Genomic DNA, 20,800 nt, shown 5'->3' on the forward strand with positions numbered 1-20,800 from the left:
CGGAAGCTAAGACTCTCAGCGCCGATGGTACTGCAGGGGGGACCCTGTGGGAGAGTAGGACACCGCCGGACACCAATTCACGATGGCCACCCAGAGATGGGTGGCCATCGCTGTTTAACCAGAGGTTCCGCAGACGGAACCGGAAGATCCAGCACCTCGACCCCCGTGGCATCCGCCATGGTGCGGGTTAGGGTGGTGGCTGGCGGCTCACGGGCCGCCGATCCCCGTCCTCACGGACGGGTCAACTCCACAGAGCTCCACCACGACAGGCGAGGAACGCATGGACGACGCAGCATCCGACCGCAACGACCGCGGACAGGACCGGCGCGACGAGCGCCCGCCCCGCGCTGCCGGCGGCGACCGCTCCTCCTCCCCGCGAGGCGGAGCTCGAGACGGCGAGCGGCCCGCTCGCGGTGGAGACTCCCGTCCGTACCGCGCGAACGACTCCGGAGCGCGCTCGGACGCTCCGCGCCGTGACGGAGCCGGCCGTCCGGACCGTGGCGGAGACTCCCGGCCGCGGCGGGACGGCGACTCTCGTCCGTACTCCGGCGGCGACTCCCGTCCGCGCCGCGACGGTGACGCCCGCCCTCCTCGGGCCGGCGACTCCCGTCCTTCCCGTGACGGTGATTCCCGTCCGCGTCGTGAGGGCGACTTCCGTCCCTCTCGTGACGCCGACTCCCGCCCTCGCCGTGACGGCGATGCGCGTCCTTCCCGTGAGGGTGATTCCCGTCCGCGTCGTGAGGGCGACTTCCGTCCTTCTCGTGGTGGCGACTCCCGTCCGCGTCGTGAGGGCGACGTCCGTCCTTCTCGTGATGGTGACTCCCGCCCCCGCCGCGATGGTGAGTCCCGTCCCTCGCGTGACGGTGACTCTCGTCCCCGGTACGGCGATTCCCGTCCTTCTCATGACGGTGATTCCCGTCCGCGTCGTGAGGGCGATTCCCGTCCTTCTCGTGATGGTGACTCTCGTCCGCGTCGTGAGGGCGACTTCCGTCCCTCGCGTGATGGCGACTCTCGTCCCCGCTACGGCGAGGCACGTCCCTCTCGTGACGGTGATTCCCGTCCGCGTCGTGAGGGCGACTTCCGTCCCTCGCGTGACGGTGACTCCCGTCCTCGTCGTGAGGGCGACTTCCGTCCTTCTCGTGATGGTGACTCCCGTCCGCGTCGTGAGGGCGACTTCCGTCCGTCTCGTGATGGCGATTCCCGCCCTCGCCGTGAGGGTGACTCCCGTCCCTCGCGTGACGGAGACTCTCGTCCGCGTCGGGACGGTGACTCGCGTGGCGGGCGCTTCGACGAGCGTCGGGGCGGTGGCGATCGCGCGGGCGGCCGTGGCGGGTTCGGCGGCGGGTACGCCGGCCGCGGCGCTCCGCGCGAGGAGCCGGAGCTCACCGAGGAGGAGCGTGAGCGTCGCTCCCTCCAGTCGGTACGCCCTCGGCACGACGACCCGGATCTGCCGGACGACGTCCAGGCGAAGGATCTCGACAAGGTCGCCCGCAACGAGCTGCGCACGCTGTCCAAGGACAACGCGGAGTGGGTCGCGCGTCACCTGGTGATGGCGGGCCGCCTCCTCGAGGAGGACCCGGACCTCGCGCACCGGCACGTGCTGTCGGCCGCGCGCCGGGCCGGCCGGATCGCGGTCGTCCGCGAATCGCTGGCCATCTCGGCCTATGCGACCGGAGACTTCGCGCTCGCGCTGCGCGAGCTGCGCACCTACCGCCGGATCTCCGGCTCGGACGAGCAGGTCCCCCTGATGGTCGACAGCGAGCGCGGCGTGGGGCGGCCCGACAAGGCGCTCGAGCTCGGCCGCTCCGTGGACCGCAGCATGCTGAGCCCCGGTGCCCAGGTGTCGCTCGCGATCGCGATGTCCGGGGCGCGCCTCGACCTCGGTCAGGGCGAGCTGGCGCTGATGGAGCTCGAGATCCCGCAGCTCGACCCCGACCGCGCCTTCTCCTACAGCCCCGACCTCTTCGCCGCGTACGCGCTCGTCCTCGAGGAGGTCGGCCGTGCCGAGGAAGCCGCCGAGTGGCAGCGCCGCGCGGACATCGCCGCGCGCGCCGTCTTCGCGGCCGAGGGCGGCGGCGACGACGAGACCATCGAGGTCGTCGAGGAGGAGGGCGAGTACGTGCCCGCCACCCGCGCCGAGCTCTCGGGCCTGGTCGCCGCCGACGCAGCCCCCGAGACCGACGCAGCCCCCGAGACCGACGCGGCCCCCGAGGCCGACCTGGACGACTCGCTCGACATCGACGACGAGGACGAGGACGAGGACGACAGCCTCGACCCCGACTCGGCTGAGCTCGCCGAGCAGGACGTTCCCGAGATCGACCAGCCCCTCGAGATCGACGAGCCCGCCGAGACGGACGAGTCCGCCGAAATCGACGAGCCCGCCGACGCCGGTGCACCGGTGGAGGACGACGAGACCACCGACTCCGATGTCTCCGCCGAGACGACGGCCGCGGACGCGATCGAGAACCAGGCCGCGCTCGACGACGCGGACCTGTCCGACGCGGACTTCGAGGAGGCCCTCGCCGATTCGACGCTCGAGGCACTGTCTGTGGAGGACGCCGCCGAGGAGACCGGCGACGAGCAGCCCGCGGACGAGACCACCGCGGCGTCCACCGACGCGGAGTCCGCAGACGACACCGACACCACCACCCCCACCGACACCGAGGAGGACGGCGCCGATGTTCCGAAGCCCGAAGCCTGAGCCCAGCCCCCTCGACGGGCGCGACTGCGTCCTCGCCGACCTCGACGGGGTCGTCTACAAGGGCGCCGACGCGATCCCGTACGCCGTCGAGAGCCTGAACCGCGCGGCCGAGACGGTCCGCGTCGGCTACATCACCAACAACGCCTCGCGCACCGACGTCTCGGTGGCCGGCCACCTCTCCGACCTCGGCCTCGCCGTGCGCCCGGAGGACGTGGTCACCTCGCCGCAGGCGGCCGTCGTGCTGCTCGCCGATCTGATCCCGGCCGGCTCGACCGTCCTGGTCGTCGGCGGGGAGGGCCTCACCACCGAGGTCGAGCGGGCCGGCTTCACCGTCACCCGCAGTGCGGAGGACTCACCGGCCGCCGTCGTCCAGGGCTTCGCGCAGTCGGTCGGCTGGGCCGAGCTCGCCGAGGCGTCGTTCGCGCTGCACACGGGCATCCCGTGGGTGGCCACCAACACCGACTGGACGATCCCCGTCGCCCGCGGCATCGCGCCGGGCAACGGCACGCTCGTCTCCGCCGTGCACACCGCGGTCGGGCGCCTCCCCGTCGTCGCGGGAAAGCCGGAGCGCGCGATCTTCGACGCGGCGACCGCGCGGTTCGGCTCGACGAATCCGCTGTTCATCGGCGACCGGCTCGACACCGACATCGCCGGGGCGAACACCTCCGGCATGGAGAGCGTGCTCGTGCTGACCGGCATCGACCGGGCGAAGCAGCTGCTCGCGGCCGAGCCGAAGCTGCGGCCGACCTACATCCTGGCCGACCTGCGCGAGCTGGACGCGCCGTACCCGGCGACCGTCGTCGCCCGGAACGGCACGCACTCGGTGCGCTCGGCGAAGGTCCGGCTCGACGGCGACTCCGTCGTGATCGTCGACGCCGGCTCCGACGAGACCGACCTGCTGCGCGCCGCCTGCTCGGTGATCTGGAGCTCGGGCCGCGCGATCTACGGACTCGACGTGCCGGAGTCGCTCTACAGCTGACCCCGCGCCCGCACCGGGCCTAGGCCCGATCCCGTGCGGCGGGCTCCTCCCGGCCCTCGAGCCGGAGGAGCCCGCTCAGCCGGATCGCCAGCGCCACCGCCGCGACGGCGATCAGCGCGCCGTAGGCGAAGGTGGCCGTGAAGACGGCGGCGCCGCTCCCGATCAGACCGGTCACCGCGGCGGCGAGCAGCCCGGTGAGCGCGAGCGAGACCGAGCCGCCGGTCGAGTCGGCGATCTGCAGCGCCGAGCTGTTGAAGCCCTCGCGCCCCGGCGCCGAGAGGCCGAGCGTCAGCGTGCCCATCCGCGGGAACATCGCGCCCATCCCGCCGCCCGCGAGGAACCAGCCGACTCCGGCGACGATCGGCGAGAGCGCGAGCACGACCGTCAGCAGCACGACGACGATGCCGGCGAGCAGCAGCCCGGTTCCGAGCCGCATCGCGCCGCCGTGCGAGAGGCGGGTGCCCGGCCGGCCCTGCAGCTGCGAGCCCAGCGCCCAGGAGACGGCGCCGGCGGTGAGCGCGACCCCGGACAGCCACGGCGGGAGTCCGTACCGCTCGCTGAGCAGCAGCGGGAGGTAGACCTCGGTGCCGAAGAAGGCGGCCGCGACGAGGGCCCGGAGCAGCATCGTCGACGGCAGGACACCGCGCGCTCGCAGCGTGCCGACCGGCAGCAGGGCGCGGACCGCGAGGATCACCACCGCGATCGCGACGGCGGCCACTACTCCCGCCGCGTCCGGAGCGATCTCCGCGCTCGTGCTCAGCACGACGACGGCGGCGGCCACCACGACGGCGCGGACGACGCGGCCGATCGCGCTCCGGTCGAAGGGCCGCAGCGCCTGCGGCTCGAGCGCGCGCAGCGTCGGCGCGATGACCGCGCTCGCCACGGCCACCAGCGCCACGACGCCGAGGAACACCCAGTGCCAGCTCGTCAGCTCGGCGACGAGGCCCGCGGCGAGCGGCCCGACCAGCGAGGGCACCACCCAGGCTGCGGCGAAGGCGCCGAAGATCCGGGGGTGCAGCTCGGCGGGGAAGACCCGGGCGACGAGCACGTAGAGCGTGACGGTGATCCCTCCGCTCCCGAGGCCCTGCAGCAGGCGCGCGCCGACGAAGACCGGCATCGACGTCGCCGTCCCCGCCGCGATCAGGCCGAGCGTGAAGAGCAGGATCGCCGCGATCAGCGCCGGGGTCGGTCCCCGGCGGTCCGCCGAGGAGCCCGCCGTGACCATACCGACCACGGCCGCGGCGAGGGTGGCCGCGAAGGCGAGCGAGTAGAGCGCCCGGCCGTCGAGGTCGGCGCTGATGATCGGCATGATCGTCGTCACCGCGAGCGATTCGAACGCGCAGAGGAAGACGAGCGCGGTCGTGCCGGCGGTGGTCAGGAGGAACGGGGCCGAGGTGATGCCGCGGCGGGCGACGGGAGGCACTCTCGCCACACTACGCGGCGGCCGGTGCCGTCGGCGGAGTCAGCGGTAGACCGCCCAGTCGTCCTTCGTCAGCAGGGTGGGCGTGCCGTCGATGTCGACGAGCCAGCCGGCGTCGTCGCGCTCGAGGTAGCGCCCCTGGATGATCTCCGGAGCCCAGCCCCCGTCGCGCGAGGACACCCAGCGGACGAAGCGGACGGTGCCGCCGCGCCGGAAGAGCGTGCCGTTGTGGTCGCTCACGCCAGGATCCTCCTGGCCCGGGGATCGGGAGCGCTCTCGGGCTCGGCGACGACGTGCAGTCCGATCCGGCCGTGCGAGGCCGCGGTCAGCGCGCGCAGCCAGTGCGGATTGAGGTCGTGCTGCCCCTCGGCGTCGTACTCGTAGCGCGTGGCGATGGAGGGGTGCAGCCAGAGCTCGGACAGTCGCCCGTCGTCGTCCTCAGTGGTGAGCAGGAAGCCCTCGCCGCGGCGGAACCGCGCGGTGATCACGCTCTGCAGGTGCGCGAGGGTGCGGTCCTCGAACCGGTGCGCACTCGGCGGTGCCCCGTACAGCAGGCGTCCCATCGTCGACTCTCCTCCGCCGTTTCCGGTCCACCGAGGGGGGCGCACCACAGAACAGCGTACTTTATTGACTAAATCGGTTAGCTAAATGCTCGGCGAGCAGTGCGTTTCCGGGACAGCGCGTGCTGCGTTTCCCGGAGGGCGCCCGCGGGCTGCCGAGAAGTGGTTGCATGGTCGGAGCGAGTTCCCGATCGGGGCGCCTGCCGTCAGGAGGGCGACCCATGGACGATCGACCGGATCTGTTCGCACTGCTGGCCCGGCTGCGGACCGTGGAGCGGAGCTACGACGCGCGCGTCGAGCGCCGGCTGGGCATCGGCGCGACCGACCTGGCCGCCCTGCGTCTGATCGGCGCCGGCGCCGGGCGGAACGAGATCATCCGCGCGGTCGATCTGGCCGGGGCGATCGGTCTGACGACGGCGGCCGTCTCGATCCTCGTCGACCGGCTCTCCCGCGCCGGCTACGTGGACCGCGTGCTCGATCCCTCCGACGGCCGCGGCCGGATCCTCTGCCTGACCGGCCGGGCCGAGACGGCGCTCGGCGAGACCGACGAGCGGGTCTACGGCGAGGTCCGCACCCTCACCGACTCGGTCGCCGACGCCGAGTCGGTGCGCTTCGCCGCGATCCTCGAGGGGCTCTCCGGGATCTTCGAGCGCGGACCGCATCCCGCGGTCTGAGCCCGCAGTCCTGCAGCCCGCGGCCCTGCAGCCCGCCGCCCTGCTCCCGCGGGGCGGCGCGCTCAGCGGGTGAGGCGCTCGATCAGCTCGCGGTAGCGACCGGCGGTCCGGACGACGATCTCGTGCGGGAGCCGGGGCGGCTCGCCCTGGCCGTCCCAGTTGTCCGCGAGCCAGTCCCGGACGATCTGCTTGTCGAAGGACTGCCCGCGCACGCCCGCGTCGTAGTCGACCGCGTCCCAGTAGCGCGAGGAGTCGCTCGTCAGCACCTCGTCGCCGAGGGTGACGACTCCCGTCGCCCGGTCCACGCCGAACTCGAACTTGGTGTCGGCCAGGATGACGCCGCTGCGCAGCGCGATCGCGGCCGCCTCCCGGTAGACGTGCAGCGAGAGGGTGCGCAGCGCCTCCGCCGCGTCCTCGCCGACGAGCTCGACGGTCCGCTCGAACGAGATGTTCTCGTCGTGCTCGCCCTGGGGCGCCTTCCAGGCGGGGGTGTAGATCGGCTCGGGCAGCACGTCGCCGTCGTCGAGGCCCTCGGGGAGCGCGACGCCGGACACGGTGCCGGTCGCGCGGTACTCCTTGAAGCCGCTGCCGGAGAGGTAGCCGCGCACGACGCACTCGATCGGGAACATGTCGAGCGTCTTCACGAGCATGGCGCGGCCGCGCACGGCCTCGGGGATCTCTCCCGGGACGAGGTGGTTGGGCACATCGGCCAGCTGGCCGAACCACCACAGCGACAGCTCCGTCAGCAGCTCGCCCTTGCCGGGGATGCCGGGCTCGAGGATCGTGTCGAAGGCGCTGACCCGGTCGCTCGCGACGACGAGCATCCGGTCGGCGCCGAGCACCGGGTCGGAGTCGTCGGGGGTGTAGAGGTCGCGCACCTTGCCGGAGTAGGCGTGCTGCCAGCCGGGCAGCGGGGCGGTGGGGTCGAAGGCCGGGGAGTCGTCGCGGGTCACCGGGCCATTCTCCCGGAAGCGGGGGCCGTGGTCAGCCTCTCAGCGCGTCTGCGGACGTCGAACCTGGAAGCGGGCTGGGCATCCGCTCTGCCGCGCGGATCCTGAGCTGTCAACCACGCGCGCTGCCGCCGTGCCCGCGCCTAGCGTCGAGGACATGACTTCCGAGAACACGACCGACCAGTACACGTTCCAGGACCCCACGAAGATGTTCGCCGACATCGACACCGAGGAGCAGTATCAGGAGGGCTCCGGCCTCGACTCGAAGATGGACGACCTCGCCGACCGCGGCGAGTCGACCTACCGCGGTTCTGGCCGCCTCGAGGGCCGCAAGGCGCTGATCACCGGTGGCGACTCCGGCATCGGCGCGGCCGTCGCCATCGCCTATGCGCGCGAGGGCGCCGACGTCGCGATCGTCTACCTGCCCGAGGAGGAGTCCGACGCGAAGAAGGTCGTCGCCCTCATCGAGGAGGCCGGCCGCGTCGCCGTCGCCATTCCCGGCGACATCACCGACCACGACTTCGCCGTCGGCGCCGTCGCGAAGGCCGTCGAGGGCCTCGGCGGCCTCGACATCCTCGTCAACAACGCGGGCAAGCAGCAGTCGGTCGAGAACTTCCTCGACATCTCCGACGAGCAGTTCGACGAGACCTTCAAGACCAACGTCTACGCGATGTTCTGGATGACGAAGGCGGCCGTGCCGCACCTCGCCCCGGGCTCCGCGATCATCAGCACCTCGTCGATCCAGGCCTACCAGCCGTCGCCGACGCTGGTCGACTACGCCTCCACCAAGGCCACGATCAACACGTTCTCGAAGGCGCTCTCGCAGCAGCTCGCGCCCAAGGGCATCCGCGTGAACGTCGTCGCGCCCGGTCCGATCTGGACCCCGCTGCAGACCGCGGGCGGCCAGCCGCCGGAGAAGCTGCCCGAGGTCGGCTCGCAGACGCCGCTCGGCCGCTGGGGTCAGCCCTCGGAGCTCGCTCCGGCCTACGTGTTCCTCGCCTCGCCCGAGTCGAGCTACGTCGTCGGCGAGACGCTGCACGTCAACGGCGGCATGCCCACGCCGTAACACTCGGCGGCATCCGCGGGCCCAGCCGGCGTCCGGAGACCTCGGTCCCCGGACGCAGGCTGGGTCTTCGCATTTAGTTGTCGTAACAATCGGTGCGGAGAAGGCGAACTGCGCAAGGCTTTCTCCATGACCGATTCCCTGCCGATCCTCGACCTCTCCCGCCTCGACCAGGGAGAGGAGGAAGCCGCCGCGTTCCGCCGCGATCTCCGCGAGACCACGCACGACGTGGGCTTCTTCTACCTCGTCGGCCACGGCGTGCCGCAGGACCTCCTCGACGACGTGGTCGCCGTCTCCCGCCGCTTCTTCGAGCTCTCCGAGGAGGAGAAGCTGGCGATCGAGAACACGGCCAGCCCGCAGTTCCGCGGCTACACCCGCTTCGGCGCCGAGCTGACCAACGGCGACGTCGACTACCGCGAGCAGGTCGACATCGGCATCGACCGCGAGACCGTGCCGGCCGGCGCCGACGTCCCGGACTACCAGCGCCTCGAGGGACCGAACCTCTGGCCGGAGTCGCTGCCCGAGTTCCGCGCCGTCTTCGAGCGCTGGCACGAGGAGCTCGCCGCGGTGGCGATCCGCCTGCTGCGCACCTGGGCCGTGGCGCTCGACGCTCCGGCCGACGTCTTCGACGAGGCGTTCGCCGAGAAGCCGTTCTCGCTGGTCAAGGTCGTCCGCTACCCGGGCACCTCCGACCCCGAGCCCAAGCAGGGCGTCGGCGCGCACCGCGACGGCGGAGTGCTGACCCTGCTGCTGGTCGAGCCCGGCAAGGGCGGCCTGCAGGTCGAGCACGACGGCTCCTGGATCGAGGCGCCGGCGCTGCCCGGGGCGTTCGTCGTCAACATCGGCGAGATGCTCGAACTGGCCACCGGCGGCTACCTCAAGGCGACGCTGCACCGGGTGATCTCGCCGCTGATCGGCACCGACCGGATCTCGATCCCGTTCTTCTTCAACCCCTCGCTCGACTCGACGATGCCCTCGCTGCCGCTGCCCGAGGAGCTGAAGTCCGGCCTCTCGGTCGACCCGACCAACAGCCCGATCCTCGAGACCTACGGCGAGAACGCGCTGCGCTACCGCCTGCGCGCGCACCCCAACGTCGCGGCCGTGCACCACGCCGACCTGCTGACTCCGGCGAGCTGACCGCCCGCCGCGAGATGCCACTTGTGCACGCTTCTCACGGCGTGTCGCGTGCACAAGTGGCATCTCGCGGCGGGGGAGGGGGCCCGGGCTACTCGATGAGGTTCGCGGTGGGGAGCGAGTGGGTGCCGAGGTGCAGGGTGCGCGTCCCGAGCGTCCAGCTGATGCGGGGGCGGAAGACGGCCAGGCCGGTGAAGGACACCGACTTCATCTTCTTCAGCGCGGTGCTCGCCTTCGTCCGCAGGGAGGAGACCTGCTCGGCGGAGTGCGCGGCGGCGGCCGGGGGCGGTCCCACCTCCCACATCTCCACTGCGGACTGCGGCGGCACATCGGCCGGGAGGTCGGTGGCGCGTCCCGCCGCTCGCGTGGCCTTGTACTCCACGGAGAGGGGCACGGCGACGGAGGCGTTGGAGGTCAGGAAGCTGGTGAGCCGCCCGTCCGCCGCCTCCGCCGCGGTCTCGATCCCCTCGAGGAGATCGGAGCCGACGTGGCAGCCCGTGATCGGGTCCTGCCCCGCGACGATCGCGAAGACGAAGCCACCGGCGCAGCCGAGCAGCGCACTCGAGACGTCGAGGGCGAGCCAGGTGTCCAGCGCCGACTTCTCCCGGGTGGCGATCTCCACGATGTAGCTGCCCTCGACGGTCGCCTTCCCGGCGACGTCGAGCCTGTGCGGGGCCGGCATCCGCTTGCCGGCGAACGTGTCGAGCATCTTCGTGCCGTCGACCTTGCCGTCACCGGCCAGGCTGAACTCCTTGAAGTAGATCGTGTGGCCGGGCAGGAAGCGCCACGCGTCGGGCTCTCCGGCCTTCGGCTGGAAGTAGAGCCGGACGCCGTGCTTCCGGACGAGCGCCGGAGACAGATTGACCCCCGCCTTCGCGAACGCCGTGTCCTTCACCTTCGGCGCCCCCAGGACCGAGTAGTTGATCGAGTCGCGGAAGGAGAACGCGATCGACATCGTGGGGACGTTGCAGTCCTCCTTGAGAGCGAGCTGCCGGACCTCGCACGGCCCGTTCGGAGAGGTGACCCACGGATTGCCGCTCCTCGTCATCGACGGAGCGCCGACGGACATCTCCAGGTCGAACTCGTCGCTCACCCCGGGGTACTCGGAGGAGAGCTCGATCCCGGCCCGCAGGAGGAAGCTGAAGCGGCCCTTCCCGGAGATGTGCGAGTTGAGGAGGCTGTAGGAGCTCCAGCCCTCCAGATGCGCGGTCGAGCCGCCGGTGAACAGGACCGTCGCGGAGCTGTCCTGGTCGTGGGCCGGGAGGCTCGCGATCGCGGCGCTGAATCCGGGGTCGGACGACGGAGTGCTCAGCATGACGGCGTCGCGGAAGCGGGCGCCGACATCGCCCTGTCCCTTGCAGCGCTTCACCTCGACGTCGAAGATGGCGCAACGCCACCAGTTGAGCGAGTGACCGAGCTCCTCGAGGTAGAACTTGGCGAAGTCCGGGTTCGCGGAGCCGTCGGTGATCCTCACGAGGTCCTCGTTGAGCAGGATCGCGCTCTGATCGTCGTCGTAGACGAAGGCGGCGGGCCGGTCGCCCAGGGTGTCGGAGGCGACCCAGAGCGGACTGATCTGCTCGAGGTACGCGGAATCCGTCAGGACCTTCAGCAGCTCCGCCGTGATCGACCGGCTCTCCGCGCTCGCCCACGCGGGGTTCTGCCGCGCGACCTCCTCGTAGTCCGGGCCGAACGCATGGGTGAACACCGTCTCCACCCCGCGCTCGAAGGCGACCTGCGCGGCGGCCTGGCGCAGATCGGCACTGGTGGCGCCGACCACGGGGAAGGTCTTCGTGCCGTCGAGCCCCAGCTCGTCGCGGAGCGGCCCGTTCGCGAGGAGCCACTTGTGAGTCGCCTCCGGGATCATCCGCGAAGCCCGGGCGAGGAGCTGCCCGAAGTCCTGGTAGTGCGACTCGGGCGGAGCGTCGGACCCGGGCGCGTCACTCCAGAGGCCGCTCTCGCGGACCCCCTCCACCGCCTCGTCGCCGAGGTCCTTCGAGAAGTCGGTGACGAGGCTCTCGAGCGTGGTCCCGAAGTCGTCCTTCCCTCCGATCTCGTGCAGCGCGTCCGAGAGGAACCGCTGCTCGCCGGTCTTGAGCGCGGTCTCGGCGGAGAGCTCCAGCCCGCCCTCGATGGCCTCGCCCGCCGGTCCGAGTGCTCCGAGGAACACGCGGCGGAGGTTGGTCCCGCTCGGGTTCTGCTCGTACTCCTCGATGTGCCGGATCAGCGGCCCGATCAGCGGGATCTGCTCCGCCTCCCCGATCGCGCTGTGCTCGTGGAGCCACTGCCGCTGCAGTTCGCGGAACGTCTCCTCGTCACGGTCGGCGGCGCGCCGGTACTCCTCCTCCGACGCTTTCAACTCGGACAGCTCCTTGCTCTCGACCCGGAGCAGGGCCGCGTAGCCGGTGGGGTCCTCGCCCGCCCAGGTGCGGTGAAGCTCGTGCCAGTCCTCCGCCATCCGGGCCCGGAGTGCCGCCTGCGCCTCGGCGACCCGGGCGCCGTACTCGTTCCGGACGGCGTTCCGCTCCGCCTCGAGCGTCTCCACATCGTGACCGGCGGCTGTGCAGAAGACCATGCTCACGCCGAGACTGAGGGCCAGCCAGAACGGTTGGCACGCGCTTCTCCGCTCGGCGATCGCGCGGTGGATCCGCGGCTCGAAGGCGGCGATCCTCTCGCGGAGCGCCGCCTCCGCTCCGAGCTTCGCGTCGTTCAGCCCCAGGGAGAAGAGCCGATCCATCCGCGCGTGCTGACGGTCGTACGCTCGCTGCGCGATCCAGTGGCCGGAGTCGTCGAGAGCGGCTTGGAGCCGACCACAGGCCTGCAGCAGGGGGGAGCCCGCCGCCGCGGAGCTGCACCGAGCGGCGGACACCCGCCAGCGATCGGCACCCGACGCCGGATCGACGCCGGGCTCGCTCGTGAGGCACTCCGTTCCCGTCCCCGTGATGCAGACCAGACCCCCGTCGAGGTCGCGGGCGTACCAGATCGGCACTCCGAGTGAGCTGCCGTCCCTCCAGGTCATCTCGGCGGCACTCGCCGCCCGGCAGAGGCTCGCGAACACGGTCGCGATCGAGTCCGGGACGGCGTCCACCTGCGAGCAGCGCACGAGTGCGGTCCGGCCCCTGGCGACGTCGGTGACCGCGGCGAGCGGCGTCGCCGTCCGCAGGTCGTACGCCGACCCCTCGGCACCCGGCTGCGGCGTCGCCGCCACCGGGAATGCGATGTCCCGGTCGTCGACGATCGTGTACACGGCGGCGGGACGTCCGACCTTCGGGTCCGCGGGCAGGACGCGCAGCTCCTCCATCCTGACCCCGACGAGCGGATCGTCGAGGGGGGAGGGGCCGGGCGTCGCGGCGTGCGCGGGAAGGGCGGTGCAGACGGCGAGAAGAGCCGCGAGGACGGCGGTCGGTCGGGTGAGGCGTCGAGGCATGGCTGCTCCTGGGTGGGAGGGGCGGGATGCTCCGGGCGGACCGGGCCCGGTGAGGGCCGGCGGCAGCGTCTCGCGCGATCGATCGGGTTGCCACACCGTAGTGGGATCGGATTCCGCTTCTGTGTCGTTGCGCGTCCTGCGGCAGCGGAGGCGCGACATGCCTCGTCCTCCTCGGGCCGACGCTGCCGAACGGCGAGGGGGGGATCGTGACGCGCGCTTGATGCAGGGGTGACGGAGCGCTGACGGGGTGGAGCGGAGTGTGGAGTGCCGGCGTCGCCGGACCGCCGCTCCTCTCGTCGTCAAGGGAATCCCATGTCGTCTCCTCGTGCTCGTTCGTCCCGCCGTCTCGGCGCTGTGCTCGCGCCGCCGGCTGCGCTGCTCCTGGTGCTCGCCGGCTGCAGCGCCGCTCCCGCGCCGGCCGCGTCCACGGCGACCGCCGCTGCCGCGGTCGCCGCGCCCACCGACGCCGAGGTGCGGGGGCTGTTCGACGAGTGGAACGCGGCGCTCGCCACCGGCGACCCCGCGCAGGTGGACGCGCTGTACGCGGACGACGCGGTGCTGCTGCCGACCGTCGCACCCGGGGTCCTCGACACCTCGGCCGAGCGCATCGGCTACTTCGACGCCTTCCTGAAGAAGCGGCCGACGGGGACGATCGACGAGAGCGTCGTCCGTGATCTCGGCGACGGCTACGCCTCGAACACCGGCCTCTACACCTTCGCGCTCGCGGAGACCGGGGAGCTCGTGCACGCCCGGTTCACCTTCGTCTACGAGGAGATCGACGGCGAGTGGAAGATCATCGAGCACCACTCGTCGAAGGAGCCCGTCACGCCGTGACAGCGGAGCGGCTCGCCCGCCCGGCGTGGCACAGTGAGTCGTGCTCATCTTGCTGGTGGAGGACGATCCCGTGATCGCCGACTGCGTGACCGCGGTGCTCGAGCAGTACGGCTACGCCGTCGTCCGGGCGCGGACGGGCAGGGAGGCGCTCGACTCCGGTCCTCCGGACCTCGTGCTCCTCGACCTCGGACTGCCGGACATGGACGGGCTCGACGTCTGCCGGACGCTGCGCCGCAGGGCCGACGTCCCGATCATCGTGATCACCGCGCGGAGCGACGAGGCCGACACCGTCGCCGCGCTCGAGGTGGGCGCGGACGACTGCGTGATCAAGCCGTTCGGCGTCCGAGGGCTGATCGCGCGGATCCGGGCGGTGAGCCGGAGGGTCGGCGCGGCCGGGGCGCGGTCGGCGGCTACCCTCCCGCCGCCGCCCCTGTCGCTCGGCCGGGTCGTCGTCGATCCCGCGTCCCGTCGCGTGCACCTCGACGGTGCCGAGCTCCCTCTGACACCCAAGGAGTTCGACCTGCTGCTGGCCCTGGCCCGGCGCCCGGGGGCGGTGCTCACGCGCGAGGCCCTGATCGACGAGGTCTGGGACTGCAACTGGTTCGGCTCCACCCGCACCCTCGACGTCCACGTCTTCGCGCTCCGCCGCAAGCTCGGCGCGGCGGTGACGATCACCACCCTCCGCGGCGTCGGCTTCCGCCTCGACCTGCCCTGACGGCCTCCGCGAGATGCCACTTGTGCTCGCCTTTCACGGCGTGTCGTGTGCACAAGTGGCATCTCGCGGAGGGGAGGGGGGCCTCGGGGTCAGGGGGTCAGCAGGTGGCCGCCGGGTAGGGGAGGGTGGCGGCGAAGGCGGGCTGGCCCGGGGAGGTGCCGGTGACGGTGACGGAGCCGGCGGGGGTCGACTTCAGGCGCGTGGTGAAGGCGGCCGAGGCGGAGGAGCCCGGGGCGACCGAAGGGAACGCCTTCGTGCCGTAGGCGGAGTCGACGGTGATGTCGGCCGCTGCGGTGTCGGTGTTCTTGACGGTCACGGTGAGCACGACCTTGCCGGCGATGCAGCGGGTCGAGACGGCGGGCGCGAGCTCGAGGGTGTCGAGCGGCAGCGCGGCCGAGGCCGAGGTGCGCACCAGCGCGTCGGCGTAGCCGTTGTAGGAGGCGGTGACGCCGCTCACTCCGGCCGGGACGACGGCGCGCGCCGAGCCGCCCGAGAGCGCGACGGTCGAGCTCCAGGTGCCGCCGGTGAAGGTGACGGTGCCGGCGACGTCGCCCCTGTCGGCCGCCGCGACCGTCGCCGTGACCGTGCGGCCGTCGGCGGTGAGGGTCGTGGTGGAGTCGACGGCGGTGACGCCGGTCCAGTTCTTCATCGCAGTGAGGACCGTCTGCGGGACGCTGACGAACGCGCCGTGCCGCGGGCTGGCGGGGAGGCCGCCCTTGGTCGAGACGTTCCAGTCGGCCGACTTCGACAGGCGGGCCGACTGCGAGCTGCCGGCGATGGCGGCTCCCGAGGTCACGAAGGCCTTGTAGCCGCCCTGGCCGTAGTTGTCGACGAGGAAGGCGTAGCCGTCGCCGTTCGCGGTGGTGTCGTTGGGGTCGCCCGCGTTCAGCTTGATGATCTCGGGGCCCTCACCGTCCTGACCGGTCTCGAGCTTGGTCATGTTGGTGTCGGTCAGCTGCCAGGTCTTCGTCGGGTCGGCGTTCCAGTTCGACGAGGTCGTCGGCGCGGTGAGCACCGTCGACTTCTCCAGGAAGATGTCCTTCCCGGCCTCGAGGGTGCCGGCGGCGGCGCCCTCCTCGTTCTTGGTGAAGCGGTAGTAGGAGTCGCCGATCTTGGTGATCGTCGAGTCGATCCGCGCGTAGCCGGTGTCCTGCCAAGTGGCGGGCGGCTGGGTGAAGGTGCGGAAGTCGCGGGTGATCACCGAGAAGACGCGGGAGTAGAGCTTGTCGCTGTTGGTCTTCGTCGCGTCGGAGTAGAGGCGCGAGGAGAAGAAGACCACGTAGGACTGCAGCGCGTCGTCCCAGTACGCCTCCGGCGCCCAGGTCATGCCGGCGGCCGGCTGGTTGACCGTGATGCCGGTGTCGGCGCCGTTGGTGCGGGTCCACGTCACCAGGTCGGTCGACTCCCAGACCTCGATCTTGAGGCTGCCCTTGGACTGCGCGTCGCCCCAGCCGGTGCCGCAGGAGATGCAGAGGTCGGTGGCGACCATGTAGTACTTGTCGCCGTTGTGCGAGCGGAGGATGAACGGGTCGCGCAGGCCCCTGGTGTCGGTCGTCGAGGTGATGACCGCCTTGCCGCCGTTCACCGGCGAGAAGGTGAAGAAGTCGTTGCCGGACGTCGCCGCCTGGTAGATCTTCTCGTCGCCGTCGGACTTGAAGTACGCCGAGGCGTAGCCCGCGTCGGGAGCGGTGCGGCCGAGCTCGGCCACCGTCAGCGAGAAGGAGCGGGTCTCGGTGACGCCGTTGAGGGTCGCGGTCGCGGTCAGCGTGACGGGCTTGTCGCCCGAGCCGTAGGCCGGACGGGTGACGACGCCGCCGCCGCGGAACGGGTCGGCCGCGCCGACCGCCGGGGCGGTGTACGAGGTGCTGGTCGGGGTGACGAGCGCCGGGTCGGACGAGGTCCAGGTGATGGCGGTGCCGTTCTTGGCTCCTGTGACCGCGAGCGGCAGGTTCTCGGTGGTGCGGGTGGCGAGCACGAGCGCGTCGAGGTCGTCGTTGATGCTCGGGGCGAGCACGACGACGTCGAAGGTCAGCACGGCGCCCTGGCCGGTGGTCGCGGTGAGGGTGACCGGGGTGTCCTGCGCGATCGAGCGCGAGACGACTCCGGTGCCGGAGACGACCGCGGGGTTCGAGGAGGTCCAGGTGAGCGGGACGCCGCTGCTGGTCGCGGGGAGCGTCAGGTTCGTCGAGACGGCGGTCAGCGAGGGGTTGCCGGCCAGGAGCACGGGCAGGATGTCGGGGCGGAGCAGCGCCGAGGTCGCGGCGGCCTTCGCGGCGGCGGTCGGCATGCTCGACGCGACCTGGTCGGCGGTGAGCGCCGTGTCCCAGAACTTGACGTCGGTGACGTCGGCGGTGAGCAGCGGGTCGCCGGAGTAGAGCGAGCGGCCGAGGTAGCCGAGTGTGCTCCCGGAGGGGACGATGCTCGCCATCGACTTCGCGGCGGTGACCGTCGAGATCTGCACGCCGTCGCGGTAGAGGGTGAGCGTGGTGCTCGCTCCGGTGCCGGTGCCGACGAGGGTGAGGGTGGTGAAGCCGGGGTTGAGGGTGCCGCCGAAGGGCATCCGGGTCTCGCCGTTGCCGCTGTCCTTCACGCGGATGCCGGCGAGGACCTGGCCGCTCGGGGAGCCGTCGGGGTTCCGCGGATTCACGAAGACGTGGTTGCCGAGCTGGGTGGTGTTCCAGGGGCCGACGCCGTCGCCGATCACCCAGCCGAACTGGTTGGCGGTGGTCTGCGTCTTCACCGTGTACTCGACGGCGAAGGCGTTGTCGGTGCCGGTGACCAGTCCCTTCGGGAGGCTCGCGTAGCCGTCGGACTTGAAGCGGGCGACCTGGTCGCCGCCGGCGTCCGCGAAGGAGGCGTCGGTGAGGCCGGTCAGCGTCGCGTTGCGGCCGTTGCCCGAGATGTCGAGCAGGGCGGACCCGGCGTGCGACATGTCGTAGTGCGCGGTGGGTGCGGGCACGTCGACGGCCTGGGCCGAGACGGGGACGAGGGCGCCTCCGAGGGCGACGCTCGTGCACGCGAGTGCGGAGAGGAAGAGGGACCGGGCACGGCGCCGGGGCGCGGTGGCAGGGGGCTCCGGGGAGCGTCGTCTCATCGTCGAGACCTTTCCTGGGTGAGGGGGATCAGGCCGCCGAAGAGGGGCCGGCGGGTGGTGTTCACGTTAACATGCGCGCCGGTCCGGGGCTAGGGCGGATCGGCGCCGGCGTGCGGTCGCGTCGCTCCTCCGGCGCCACCCTGTGCGGCGGCGGCCGGGTGGCGTACGGTGAGCGGACCGCATCCTGGTCCCCGATGTCGGACCTCGTCCATCCGTCGAGAGCACCAGGGGAGCATGAGATGAAGACTCTGTCGTACGCCGGGGGCGCGATCGTCCTCGAGGACGAGGCCGCGGACGCCGTTCTGCGCTACTCGGTGGCGCTGGCCGACCGCGGCCGGATGGCCACCGTCACTCTCGCCGACGCGGCGTCCTCCGACGCCTCGGCGGTGGTGGTCCTGACCATCGGCGTCGGGGTCCCGCTCCTGCTGCGGGGCGAGCGGACCGGGTCCGGCACCGACTCCGCACTCGACCTGCGCGACCGGCTCGACGCGCTCGAGCGCTCCCGGGAGCCGATCGGGGTCTGGGACACCGACCCCCGGCAGCTCTGGGGCGAGCTGGACTACGACTTCCTCTGAGGCGGTCGCCGCACGTCCGATCACCCGGATCGCCCCGGCCCGTGGGCGGTGCGGCGCCTTCCGGCGCACCCGTTCAGGGGAGCGCTAGAGTCGGCTACAACGTTGTATGTTCAGCAGGTCCCGACTGAAGGAGATCGATGGCGATCACTCTGCACGACGTGGCGCGGGCCTCCGGAGTCTCCATCAAGACCGTCTCCAACGTCATGAACGACTACCCGCACGTGCGGCCGGCGACCCGCGAGCGGGTCGAGGCCGCGATCGCCGAGCTGGGGTACATCCCGAACCTCTCGGCCCGGAGTCTCCGGCGCGGGCGGACGAACGTCATCGGACTGGCGCTCCCCGAGCTGAGCCTGGCGTACTTCGCCGAGCTCGCCGACAGCGTCATGCGCGCGGCCGACGACCGCGGTCTGACCGTGCTGATCGAGCAGACCGGAGGCGACCCGCAGCGCGAGCGGGACGTCCTGCGCAGCTCGCGGCGCCAGCTCACGGACGGACTGCTCTTCAGCCCTCTGGGGATGGCGATGGCCGATGAGCCGGCGCTCGCGGTCGACTACCCGCTGGTCCTGCTGGGCGAGCGGATCTTCACCTCGCGCTTCGACCACGTGACCATGCAGAACGTCGCCGCCGCCCGCGCCGCGACGACCCACCTGATCGAGTCCGGCCGGCGGCGGATCGTCGCCCTCGGGGCGCACGAGAACGAGGACGTCGGCTCGGCCGCGCTGCGGATGCGGGGGTACCGCGAGGCCCTGGAGGCGGCGGGCATCGCCTACGACGAGCGCCTCGTCAGCTACTCCGGACCGTGGCACCGCGCCAACGGCAACGCGGCGATGTGCAGGGTCCTGGAGTCCGGGGTCGACTTCGACGCCGTCTTCGCCCTGAACGACTCCCTCGGGCTCGGCGCCATCCGCGCGCTGCAGGTGCAGGGGCTGAGCATCCCCGGGGACGTCGCGGTCATCGGCTTCGACGACGTCGACGAATCGCGGTACTCGGTCCCGAGCCTGTCGAGCATCGATCCGGGTCGCGACGAGATCGCGCGGACCGCCGTCGAGGTGCTGAAGGGGCGGATCGAGGGTTCGCTCCTCGCGCCGCCGACGCTGCACGAGGCCGGTTTCTCGGTGACGTCGCGGGAGTCGACCGCGCCGTAGCGCGTTGTCACGGTTGCGTCGCGGACGGCGACCGCGCTCTTGACACTCGCCGACGAACTCCGCATCATCATTTCTACAACGTTGTTTTCCATCGTTGTACAAACGACCTGCTCCAGGACGATCCCCCTTCCCGGCCGACGACGGCCGTATCCGAAAGGACACGCAATGATGCGTCACACGAAGAGAATGCTCGCGGCGGGGGTGGCCGTCGCCGCCTCCGCGGCCGCCCTCACCGGCTGCTCCGCAGGGAGCGACGCCGCCACCTGCGAGAACACGATCGTGAACGAGGACGCCAAGGTCGTCACGATGTGGGCCTGGTACCCGGAGTTCGAGGGGATCGTCGACCTCTTCAACAACAGCCACGACGACGTCCAGATCTGCTGGAGCAACGCCGGCGCCGGCAACGACGAGTACACCAAGCTCACCACCGCCGTGCAGGCCGGCTCGGGCGCACCCGACGTCGTCATGCTCGAGAGCGAGGTCGTGCAGAGCTACATCCCGCAGGACGCGCTCGTCGACCTCACCGAGTACGGCGCGGGCGACGTGCAGAGCAACTACTCCGAGGGCGCCTGGGCCGACGTCTCCAGCGGCGACGCCACCTACGCGATCCCCGTCGACGGCGGACCCGTCGGGATGCTCTACCGCCAGGACATCCTCGACCAGTACGGCATCCCCGTCCCGACGACCTGGGAGGAGTACGCCGCAGCGGCGCAGGCTCTCAAGGACGCCGGCTCCACCACGCTCATGACGGACTTCCCCGGCAACGGCCGCGCCTACCAGCAGGCGCTCTTCGCGCAGGCCGGCTCGGTGCCCTACACCGTCGACGGCACGGACGTCACGGTGGACCTCGACGACGAGGCCAGCGCGAAGGTCATGGACTACTGGAGCGACCTGGTGCAGAAGGGCCTGGTCGGCACCGAGGACGCCTCGACCACCGACTACAACACCCACCTGGTCGACGGCACCTACGCCTCGGTCGTCGCCGCCGCCTGGCTGCCCGGCTACCTGAAGGGCTTCGAGGGCGCCGACACCGACGCCGTGTGGCGTGCCGCACCGGTCCCGCAGTGGGAGGGTGCCGAGCCGACCCAGATCAACATCGGCGGATCCGCTTTCGCGGTGACCAGCCAGGCCGAGGACAAGGAAGCGGCCGCGACGGTGGCGAAGGAGATCTTCGGCACCGAGGAGGCCTGGAAGATCGGCATCGAGAAGGGCGCTCTGTTCCCGCTGTGGAAGCCGATCCTCGAGTCGGACTACTTCGCGAACCTCGAGTACGACTTCTTCGGCGGTCAGCAGATCAACAAGGACGTCTTCCTCTCCGCCGCCACGGAGTACCAGGGCTTCCAGGTCTCGCCGTTCCAGAACTTCGCCTACGACAAGCTCACCGAGGCGGTGAACGCCGTGAACAGCGGTGACTCGGGCGTCGCGGACGCCCTCTCGACCTATCAGACCGCGGTCAGCGAGTACGCCGCGGGCCAGGGCTACACGGTCGGTTGACGATCGGCGGCCGCCGTCCGCGAGGGCGGCGGCCGCCC

The 20,800-nt window shown here is 71.6% G+C and carries 17 protein-coding genes; 10 read left to right on the top strand and 7 right to left on the bottom strand.

Going from position 1 to position 20,800, the window contains the following annotated elements; all coding sequences use genetic code 11:
• Nucleotides 1-241 precede the first annotated feature (241 nt).
• Nucleotides 242-1,591, bottom strand: coding sequence for a hypothetical protein (locus EDF43_RS22130; protein ID WP_207901667.1), 1,350 nt, complete (start codon nt 1,589-1,591; stop codon nt 242-244).
• On the opposite strand from EDF43_RS22130, the gene EDF43_RS22135 reads away from it, so the two are divergent.
• Together EDF43_RS22135 and EDF43_RS09665 are read left to right on the top strand one after the other, a co-directional pair.
• Entirely contained in the window at nt 1,550-2,701 is a 1,152-nt protein-coding gene (locus EDF43_RS22135; protein ID WP_243646284.1) for a hypothetical protein, read from the top strand. The two genes, EDF43_RS22130 and EDF43_RS22135, sit on opposite strands and share 42 nt — an antisense overlap.
• Nucleotides 2,679-3,680, top strand: coding sequence for an HAD-IIA family hydrolase (locus tag EDF43_RS09665; protein ID WP_132436489.1), 1,002 nt, complete (start codon nt 2,679-2,681; stop codon nt 3,678-3,680). Before EDF43_RS22135 ends, EDF43_RS09665 begins: the two co-directional genes overlap by 23 nt.
• 19 nt (nt 3,681-3,699) lie before the next feature.
• Here the strand turns inward: EDF43_RS09665 and EDF43_RS09670 are convergent, their stop codons facing one another.
• The 3 genes from EDF43_RS09670 to EDF43_RS09680 are packed head-to-tail and all read right to left on the bottom strand — an operon-like array spanning nt 3,700 to nt 5,663.
• The gene (locus tag EDF43_RS09670) at nt 3,700-5,103 is read right to left on the bottom strand and encodes an MFS transporter (RefSeq protein WP_243582188.1); all 1,404 of its coding nucleotides are present in this window, start codon (nt 5,101-5,103) and stop codon (nt 3,700-3,702) included.
• A 39-nt stretch (nt 5,104-5,142) separates the two neighbouring features.
• Nucleotides 5,143-5,340, bottom strand: coding sequence for a hypothetical protein (locus EDF43_RS09675; RefSeq protein WP_123706625.1), 198 nt, complete (start codon nt 5,338-5,340; stop codon nt 5,143-5,145).
• Nucleotides 5,337-5,663 carry an ATP-dependent DNA ligase gene (locus EDF43_RS09680; RefSeq protein WP_123706624.1) on the bottom strand — a complete coding sequence of 109 codons (327 nt, stop codon included), beginning with the start codon at nt 5,661-5,663 and terminating at the stop codon, nt 5,337-5,339. Before EDF43_RS09680 ends, EDF43_RS09675 begins: the two co-directional genes overlap by 4 nt.
• Before the next feature lie 218 nt (nt 5,664-5,881).
• Between EDF43_RS09680 and EDF43_RS09685 the strand changes: the two genes are divergently transcribed.
• Nucleotides 5,882-6,334: a MarR family transcriptional regulator gene (locus EDF43_RS09685; RefSeq protein ID WP_165909065.1), complete on the top strand. Its 453-nt coding sequence runs from the start codon at nt 5,882-5,884 to the stop codon at nt 6,332-6,334.
• 62 nt (nt 6,335-6,396) lie between these two features.
• Here the strand turns inward: EDF43_RS09685 and EDF43_RS09690 are convergent, their stop codons facing one another.
• A complete protein-coding gene (locus tag EDF43_RS09690) occupies nt 6,397-7,287 on the bottom strand; it encodes a phosphoribosylaminoimidazolesuccinocarboxamide synthase (protein ID WP_132436491.1) in 891 nt (296 codons plus the stop codon).
• Between the two features lie 154 nt (nt 7,288-7,441).
• Between EDF43_RS09690 and EDF43_RS09695 the strand changes: the two genes are divergently transcribed.
• Both EDF43_RS09695 and EDF43_RS09700 read left to right on the top strand, forming a co-directional pair.
• Nucleotides 7,442-8,350, top strand: coding sequence for a glucose 1-dehydrogenase (locus tag EDF43_RS09695; RefSeq protein WP_132436493.1), 909 nt, complete (start codon nt 7,442-7,444; stop codon nt 8,348-8,350).
• 126 nt (nt 8,351-8,476) lie between these two features.
• On the top strand, nt 8,477-9,484 hold the full coding sequence (locus tag EDF43_RS09700) for a 2-oxoglutarate and iron-dependent oxygenase domain-containing protein (protein ID WP_132436495.1): 1,008 nt from the start codon (nt 8,477-8,479) through the stop codon (nt 9,482-9,484).
• A gap of 88 nt (nt 9,485-9,572) precedes the next feature.
• On the opposite strand, the gene EDF43_RS09705 is transcribed toward EDF43_RS09700, so the two are convergent.
• Complete coding sequence (locus tag EDF43_RS09705; protein ID WP_132436497.1) at nt 9,573-12,905, bottom strand: hypothetical protein; 3,333 nt, start codon at nt 12,903-12,905, stop codon at nt 9,573-9,575.
• Nucleotides 12,906-13,217: 312 nt separating this feature from the next.
• Between EDF43_RS09705 and EDF43_RS09710 the strand changes: the two genes are divergently transcribed.
• Together EDF43_RS09710 and EDF43_RS09715 are read left to right on the top strand one after the other, a co-directional pair.
• Nucleotides 13,218-13,739: an SgcJ/EcaC family oxidoreductase gene (locus tag EDF43_RS09710; protein WP_123737621.1), complete on the top strand. Its 522-nt coding sequence runs from the start codon at nt 13,218-13,220 to the stop codon at nt 13,737-13,739.
• Nucleotides 13,740-13,779: 40 nt separating this feature from the next.
• A complete protein-coding gene (locus tag EDF43_RS09715) occupies nt 13,780-14,454 on the top strand; it encodes a response regulator transcription factor (protein ID WP_132436499.1) in 675 nt (224 codons plus the stop codon).
• Between the two features lie 97 nt (nt 14,455-14,551).
• On the opposite strand, the gene EDF43_RS09720 is transcribed toward EDF43_RS09715, so the two are convergent.
• Nucleotides 14,552-17,548 (bottom strand): immunoglobulin-like domain-containing protein, encoded by a 2,997-nt coding sequence (locus EDF43_RS09720; RefSeq protein WP_132436501.1) that lies wholly within the window; start codon nt 17,546-17,548, stop codon nt 14,552-14,554.
• 239 nt (nt 17,549-17,787) lie between these two features.
• On the opposite strand from EDF43_RS09720, the gene EDF43_RS09725 reads away from it, so the two are divergent.
• The 3 genes from EDF43_RS09725 (at nt 17,788) to EDF43_RS09735 (ending at nt 20,762) form a co-directional block, all read left to right on the top strand.
• Entirely contained in the window at nt 17,788-18,123 is a 336-nt protein-coding gene (locus tag EDF43_RS09725; protein WP_123444562.1) for a hypothetical protein, read from the top strand.
• A gap of 137 nt (nt 18,124-18,260) precedes the next feature.
• The gene (locus tag EDF43_RS09730; protein ID WP_132436503.1) at nt 18,261-19,268 is read left to right on the top strand and encodes a LacI family DNA-binding transcriptional regulator; all 1,008 of its coding nucleotides are present in this window, start codon (nt 18,261-18,263) and stop codon (nt 19,266-19,268) included.
• A gap of 168 nt (nt 19,269-19,436) precedes the next feature.
• A complete protein-coding gene (locus tag EDF43_RS09735; RefSeq protein WP_165909066.1) occupies nt 19,437-20,762 on the top strand; it encodes an extracellular solute-binding protein in 1,326 nt (441 codons plus the stop codon).
• Nucleotides 20,763-20,800: the final 38 nt, after the last annotated feature.

The organism is Rathayibacter sp. PhB179, assembly GCF_004345345.1.
Lineage (GTDB): Bacteria > Actinomycetota > Actinomycetes > Actinomycetales > Microbacteriaceae > Rathayibacter > Rathayibacter festucae.